The sequence below is a fragment of the uncultured Veillonella sp. genome (assembly GCF_900545205.1).
Lineage (GTDB): Bacteria > Bacillota > Negativicutes > Veillonellales > Veillonellaceae > Veillonella.
In genome coordinates this window covers 1-6770 of the sequence record NZ_UQYC01000085.1, presented here as the reverse complement: position 1 = coordinate 6770, position 6770 = coordinate 1, and the positions used below count along the sequence as shown (strand labels likewise).

Annotated in this window: 6 protein-coding genes; 4 read left to right on the top strand and 2 right to left on the bottom strand. The window is 40.4% G+C overall.

Annotation, left to right across the window (positions count from 1 at the left end; all coding sequences use genetic code 11):
- Positions 1-302 (top strand): superoxide dismutase (locus QZR70_RS08005; RefSeq protein WP_295794351.1); only part of this gene is annotated, 302 nt, incomplete at its 5' end.
- A 318-nt stretch (positions 303-620) separates the two neighbouring features.
- Complete coding sequence (locus tag QZR70_RS08000) at positions 621-2174, top strand: DUF438 domain-containing protein (RefSeq protein WP_295794349.1); 1554 nt, start codon at positions 621-623, stop codon at positions 2172-2174.
- Between the two features lie 164 nt (positions 2175-2338).
- Here the strand turns inward: QZR70_RS08000 and QZR70_RS07995 are convergent, their stop codons facing one another.
- Positions 2339-3532 carry a MalY/PatB family protein gene (locus QZR70_RS07995; RefSeq protein WP_295231700.1) on the bottom strand — a complete coding sequence of 398 codons (1194 nt, stop codon included), beginning with the start codon at positions 3530-3532 and terminating at the stop codon, positions 2339-2341.
- A 453-nt stretch (positions 3533-3985) separates the two neighbouring features.
- Between QZR70_RS07995 and QZR70_RS07990 the strand changes: the two genes are divergently transcribed.
- Together QZR70_RS07990 and QZR70_RS07985 are read left to right on the top strand one after the other, a co-directional pair.
- Positions 3986-5338 carry an NAD(P)-dependent oxidoreductase gene (locus QZR70_RS07990; RefSeq protein ID WP_295231703.1) on the top strand — a complete coding sequence of 451 codons (1353 nt, stop codon included), beginning with the start codon at positions 3986-3988 and terminating at the stop codon, positions 5336-5338.
- A gap of 351 nt (positions 5339-5689) precedes the next feature.
- On the top strand, positions 5690-5965 hold the full coding sequence (locus tag QZR70_RS07985; RefSeq protein WP_105089889.1) for a helix-turn-helix domain-containing protein: 276 nt from the start codon (positions 5690-5692) through the stop codon (positions 5963-5965).
- Here the strand turns inward: QZR70_RS07985 and QZR70_RS07980 are convergent.
- On the bottom strand, positions 5943-6620 hold the full coding sequence (locus tag QZR70_RS07980; RefSeq protein ID WP_295794346.1) for a lactate utilization protein: 678 nt from the start codon (positions 6618-6620) through the stop codon (positions 5943-5945). The genes QZR70_RS07985 and QZR70_RS07980 overlap by 23 nt on opposite strands.
- Between the last annotated feature and the right edge of the window lie 150 nt (positions 6621-6770).

The following is a 6770-nucleotide window of genomic DNA, read 5'->3' as shown; positions in this document are numbered from 1 at the left end:
CTGATCTTGGTGGTTATGATGATTTTGTTGAAAGCTTCTCCGCTGCAGCAGCAACACGCTTTGGCTCTGGTTGGGCATGGCTTGTGGTAAACAAAGATGGCAAACTAGAAGTGACATCTTCTGCGAACCAAGATAACCCTCTACTAGAAGGTAAAACAGCGATCCTTTGCTTAGACGTTTGGGAACATGCATATTACTTGCATTACCAAAACCGTCGCCCAGATTACATTAAGGAATTCTTCCGCGTTATTAACTGGGACAAAGTTTCTGAAAACTACGAAAAAGCATTGAAACAAAACTAATAAATCTCTCAGAACTTTCATCTCTCTAAAAACTAGATATAGTTCAATAAATAACGGATAGTTGGTTCAAAGCGTTCTAAATGATTAGATGACTTTGAAAACTAGCTATCCGTTATTTTTATATGGAATTTCGATATTTTTGAAATATCTTTCAAAAGTATAGCCATGGATACAGATTTTCCAATCGATATCGTTTATCATAGTGTCATAGGTTATTTTAGATAAACCTTTCAGAATGTAAATTGCCTTGTATACGAAGACGTATAGAGGATTACTCACATATGTAATAAACAATATTTTTGACACGAGGGGATCAAAATGGAAAAGAAATTAGATTTGTCCAAATCCGTATATGATTTGGTAAAAGAATATCCTGAAGTAACAGAGATTATGAAAAGCTTAGGGTTCAGTGAAATCACTAATAAGGTGATGTTGAACTCTGTAGGCAAAATTATGACCATTCCTAAAGGGGCTAAAATGAAAGGCGTATCTATGATGGATATCGTGAGCGCATTTATGAAAGCCGGCTTTACCTTGGAAGGTGAAATGCCAAATCTACATGGTGATGATGCATCTGCTAAGGGTGCTCCTACAGAGGCAGCTGCTACTCACACAGAGGAATCTAATGCTAATGACAATGCAGAAGCTAATGCAGAGGATACTGTTACAGATAGCGAACGTGTAGAGCAATTGAAAGGCTTCTTGAAACGTTTGGGCACAGGCGAAGAACTTGGTTCTGTTCGTGAAGATTTTGCGAGCCAATTCAAACATGTTGAGGCTAGTGAAATCATGAAAGCCGAACAAGGTCTTATGCGCGAAGGTACACCTTTAGAAGAGGTACAACAATTGTGCGACCTTCACTCTGCATTGTTCCATGGTTCTACTATTCATGAACAAATGGATGCCGAACATGCTAAGGTAGAGGCTGTATTAGAGGCTCAAGAAAAGAGCAAGAGCGTAGTAACATTGGTAGAGACTGTAGGTCATCCGCTCAACCAATTAACAGAGGAAAATAAAGCCCTTGATGAGTTGATTGCATCTATTCGTCCTAAAGTAGCAGATAAAACAGCAACTATCGATGATGTAAATACAGTGCGCCAAGTATCTGTTCACTATGCTAAAAAAGGCGACCTATTATATCCAAAATTGAAAGTAGATTATGCAATCGGTGGCCCATCCATGGTTATGTGGACTGTTGATGGCGATATCCGCGACCAATTAGGCGATTTAGCAAAATCTAGTCAAAGTGTAGATGATTGGTATAGACGTTTTGATGAGCTTCTTACACGTGCTCAAGAAATGATCTACAAAGAACAAAATATCTTGTTCCCAATCTGTGCAGAAAACTTCAGTAAAGAAGAATGGTACCAAATCTACAAAGATACAGCACAATATGAAGAAATCTTTGGTGTAAAACGCATTGCTTGGACAGAGGCTGATGCAGCATTAGCAACACAAACTACAAAACAAAGTGGTGATGACAATGCTATCGGTTTAATTGGCGGTACGCTAACTGTAGATCAACTCGATGCTATGCTCAATACAATGCCAATGGAAGTAACCTTCGTTGACCATGAAGATATCAACCGTTACTTCAATGATGGTGAAAAGGTATTCAAACGCCCTACTACAGCGATTGGCCGCGATGTATATTCCTGCCATCCACCAAAGGTAGAACCTATTGTACGCGGTATTATCGACTCCTTCCGTAAAGGTGACCGCGATAATGTGGCAGTATGGCTTGAAAAACAAGGTCGTCCATTCTATGTAAACTACATGGCTGTACGCGATCAAAACAATAACTATATTGGTACATTAGAACTCGTACAAGATATGCAATTTGCAAAGGAACATTTCGCTAGAATTAAATAAGAACCAGTGTAATACTAGTTGGTAATACAGTGAAAGTATAATACAAAGAGGCGGCTCTAACATTGAATGATGCTAGAGCCGCCTCTTTTGTTTGTACGGAATGAATTCTCTAATATGATTAATGTATTTCCTGAATTAATGTATTTCTTGATAAGAGGTACCCATTAAGGGTGTACGTACTTGATAATAGTATGGGTAGCAGTCCTGATATTTTCAAGGCTCGTGGCCAAGTTAAGTCGCACAAAGGTGGCGTAATCTCCGCCTCCAAACCATTCGCCAAAGCTTGGTGCAATGTGGCATTTGTTTTCGAACAGGTCATGCATATCTTCCGCCTTTACATAGGCGCTAAAATCGATCCAAGCCAAATAGGTGCCGTCCATAGGGCTGATGCGGATGTGTGGCAATGCCGTACGAAGTTCTCGGCACAGATATTCATAGTTTTCACGAATGATAGCCAATACATCTGTGAGCCATGCTTCCGCCTCAGGATGCGTGTAGGCTGCGGTGATGGCCGCTTCGGCAATAACGTCCGAGTCTGTATGATACACATGAGCTTTATAGGCGTTGAATTGGCTTCGTAGTCGTTCGTTAGGAATGATAACCTCTGCGTGGTGCAAGCTAGCCATATTGAACGACTTTGAGAGGGAGGACATTGCAATCATGTTATCTGTATAGGCCCCATTATTTACCGTCAAGGCCGATGTAAAGGCCGTTGGTCCCGAAATCAGGTCTTGATGAATCTCATCACTTATGATGAGCACATTGTGCTGCTTGCAGATATTAAATAATTGGTCCATTTCCGCTTCACTCCATACGTGGCCTACAGGATTGTGCGGATTGCAGTGAATGAACAGTTTCACATCGTGTTCGGAAATAGCTCTTTTAAAGGCATCGTAATCGACGGTGTAGCGATTATCCTCAGTGCGATTCATAGGAATAGTGATGATTTGACGTTGGGCATCGCTGGCGCTCGTATCAAAGGCGCCATATACAGGACTTAGAACGGCGATGGCGTCATTGGTTTTGGTAAAAGCCCCAATACACCACATGATCCCTGTAATGACGTTGGGCGCGCTGGTGAGCCATTCTTGCTCAAGACTACAGTTATGCCGGCGTTTGTACCAACTCATAACTGCCTCTATATAATCCGGATTTATCATGGTATAGCCTAGCGGATTGGCTTTCACATAGTTACAAATGGCCTCTTGAATGCACTGAGGCGGCATAAAGTCCATATCGGCTACCCATAGTGGTAATAGGTCAGTACGGCTGAATTTTAAATGCTCGCCGTCCCATTTGCGGGAATGAGAACCGCGTCGATCAATATAGTATGTTTTAGTAAAGTCTACTGTGTTCATAGTGAACCTCTTACATTCTGCTAGATTCATAAGAAATCTTGTGTAATTATATATATCAGTTCGGTGTCACCAACATCTATGAGTGTATGTTAATGTGGTGCAAATCAATTATTCTGTCTATTATCAGTATACATGCATAGATATATATGTAAATATACACTTAAGAATTGCTGTTACCTTACCATTCGTTTCTATGCAATCCTTGCATGAATAGGGGCTATATTCGTATACAAAAGGTGCTTTATTTGCTTGACTGTTGGGACTTTCACAATTTAGAATATACTATAGAATAGTGTGTGTCTGACCAGTGACCACACGTCTATCGAATGGTTACAAAAGATAAATCTTAGCAGCATGTGGCGACATCCCTATGTGAGTGGGCTCATCGGATTGTTCAGGTACATGCAACGCTGTATAAGTATAGTACTGGATCCTTGTTAGGAGGCATGTGCCATGAGTAACGAATTAAAACCACTACATTTTGATGCGGATTATACAATGGAGGAAGCGCTCGCTGAGGCGAAACGTTGTCTAAATTGTCCAAAACCATTGTGCCGTATGGGTTGCCCTATTGAAAACGAGATCCCTCGTTTCATCCAAGCTATTGCACACGGTAACTTCGGTTTAGCAAATGATATTTTGGCAGAACGTACAAACTTGCCATCCATTTGTGGCCGCGTATGTCCACGCGAAAACCAATGTGAAGGTAACTGTATCATGAACAAGGCGAAAAAACCGCCTATCAATATCGGTAAATTGGAACGCTTTGCTGCTGATTTTGAAAGTATCAATGAACTTCGCAAACCTAAGAAGATTAAACAAGATCTTGGTAAGGTTGCCGTTGTAGGTTCTGGCCCTGCAGGCTTGTCCGTAGCAGGTGATATCGCTAAACTTGGTTACGAGGTAACTGTATTCGAAGGTCAATCTGAACCAGGTGGCGTACTTTTATTCGGTATTCCAGAATTCCGTTTGTCTAAATCCGTTGTACGTCGTGAAATCGCTCGTCTTGAAGGTTTAGGCGTTAAATTCGTATGTAATACATTTATCGGTCAAGATAAAACATTGGATGAACTCTTCGCGGAAGGTTTTGACTCCATCTTTATCGGTACTGGTACACATATTCCTCAAGAAGTACGCATGGAAAACGATGAAGTGCATGGTGTATTCCAAGCAATGTACTTGTTGACGAATGTACAATTGGTAGATAATGGTGAGCTTGATGAAGCTCAAATTCCTGTCAAAAAAGGCGATCGCGTAATTATCATCGGCGGTGGTAACGTAGCGATGGATGCGGCTCGTACATGCGTACGTTTAGGCTGTGAATCTGTTACTGTAGCATACCGTCGTAGCCAAGAACAAATGCCAGCATTGTTGTCTGAATACGAAGAAGCTCGTGCTGAAGGCGTTCAATTCCAATGGTTCGCTTCTCCAGTAGGCGTAGAAGGTAAAGACAAGGTAGAAGGCTTCAAATATGAAGTGATGGCTCTTAACGAAGATGGCGCAGGTATCCATGGTACTGGTAACTTCCAAGTTATGCCTGTAGATAAAATCATCATCGCTGCTGGTCATAAACCAAATGCTCGTCTTATCGGCGAAGGTAATAACCTGAAAGTAGACGAAAAAGGGTACATCATTACATCTGAAGATCCATATGGTATGACTAACCGTGATGGCGTCTTCGCTGGTGGTGACGTTGTACATAAGCCGGCTACTGTAGTATTGGCGATGCGCGAAGCTAAAAAAGCTGTGGATGGCATGGTTAAATACATGGAAATCAAAAAAGCTCAAGAAAGTGCTAACCAATAATCCTATAGCGGATAATGATATAAGCTAGTAACATTACTATTCAAGTGTATTCATAATGAATGGATAATGTATAGAAACTATACAAATCTAGATATTATCTATGCTGATTGGTGTAATATAGTACATGTTTAGTACTAATTATCTCTATATATACAATAATTACACGAATTGTTGAAAACATACAGAACGTAATATGCATAGAAAAAAGCCTTACTAGAACTAATTGATACATTAGTTTTTAGTAAGGCTTTTGTGTTATTACTTTTCAACTGCTACTAGGCAGTCAACCTACGATATGGGTATAGTAAAGGCATAACCATGTGTTGAGTGTGAAAGTAGATAGAGGTTGATATGAATCCTATTCTATGTTGTCGTGATATACAGGTTCGACAAGAGGTTCACAAACTAGGCGTATTAATTTTACTATGGCGTAGACAATTGGGCATGACGCAGTATCAGTTGGCAGATAAGTCAGGTTTAGCCCAATCTTATATTAGTGATCTTGAAAGTGGTGCCATCGACCCACGATGGTCCACTATTTATAGAGTTGTATCTGGATTAGGGCAGATGAGCGTACAAGATTTTCTAAATGGGCCACAAACCATTAGAACCCTAAGGATTCATTGATGATAATAATCTCCATGGTTTGCATGTTGCGCATCTTTTTATAGTAGATTGTTAAGGCGTTGCAAATGCGATCCGGTGAGCCACAGTCATAACATTTTTCTTCTAATTTGGCACAAGGGTTGAGGGAGCTTTTCTTATTTTTCTTGCTGTTTAGCGGTGCTGCTACATTTCGTGCTCGATAAATAGCAGATGCTAAGTCAGGGGTAATCTTGTTAACTCCTAGCACAAAGAACACCTCTTGGGAACCAAATAGAGAAGCTGCCACACGATTGCCAGTACCATCGATGTTGACCATCTCACCTGTTTGCGACAATGCATTTACAGAGGTGAGAAATACATCGCGACCCATGGTACGTAATGCAGTGTCGCGGAAGCTTTCACCAGGAAGGGGACGTTGAATATCTGTTATATTATCGTTGACCTTGGATAAGGCATCATGAACCTTGAGCTCTAATAAGGTGTGGGAATCACCGATAGCCACTCGTTTGTTCTGAATGCGAGACTGCAAATAATCAACAGCTTCTGCACCTGTTTCAAAATAATGAACTACGAAATTATTGCGCTCTAAAGCCTTAATTGTTCTCTTTATATCGATGGGAGCATCATTGATTTGGGGATTGATAACTGCGTTGATTGTCGTTTCTGTATTGGCCATGAGTCCTCCGATATTATGTAAATAAGTGAGGTAAATCTTATTAATTATATTCTATTATTATTGTATCGTTTTATGTGAAGATGGTTCAACATATTGAATGATTAGCTTTGTTATATTAATTTGGTAAAAGTTGGAATGAAATCCAAATTT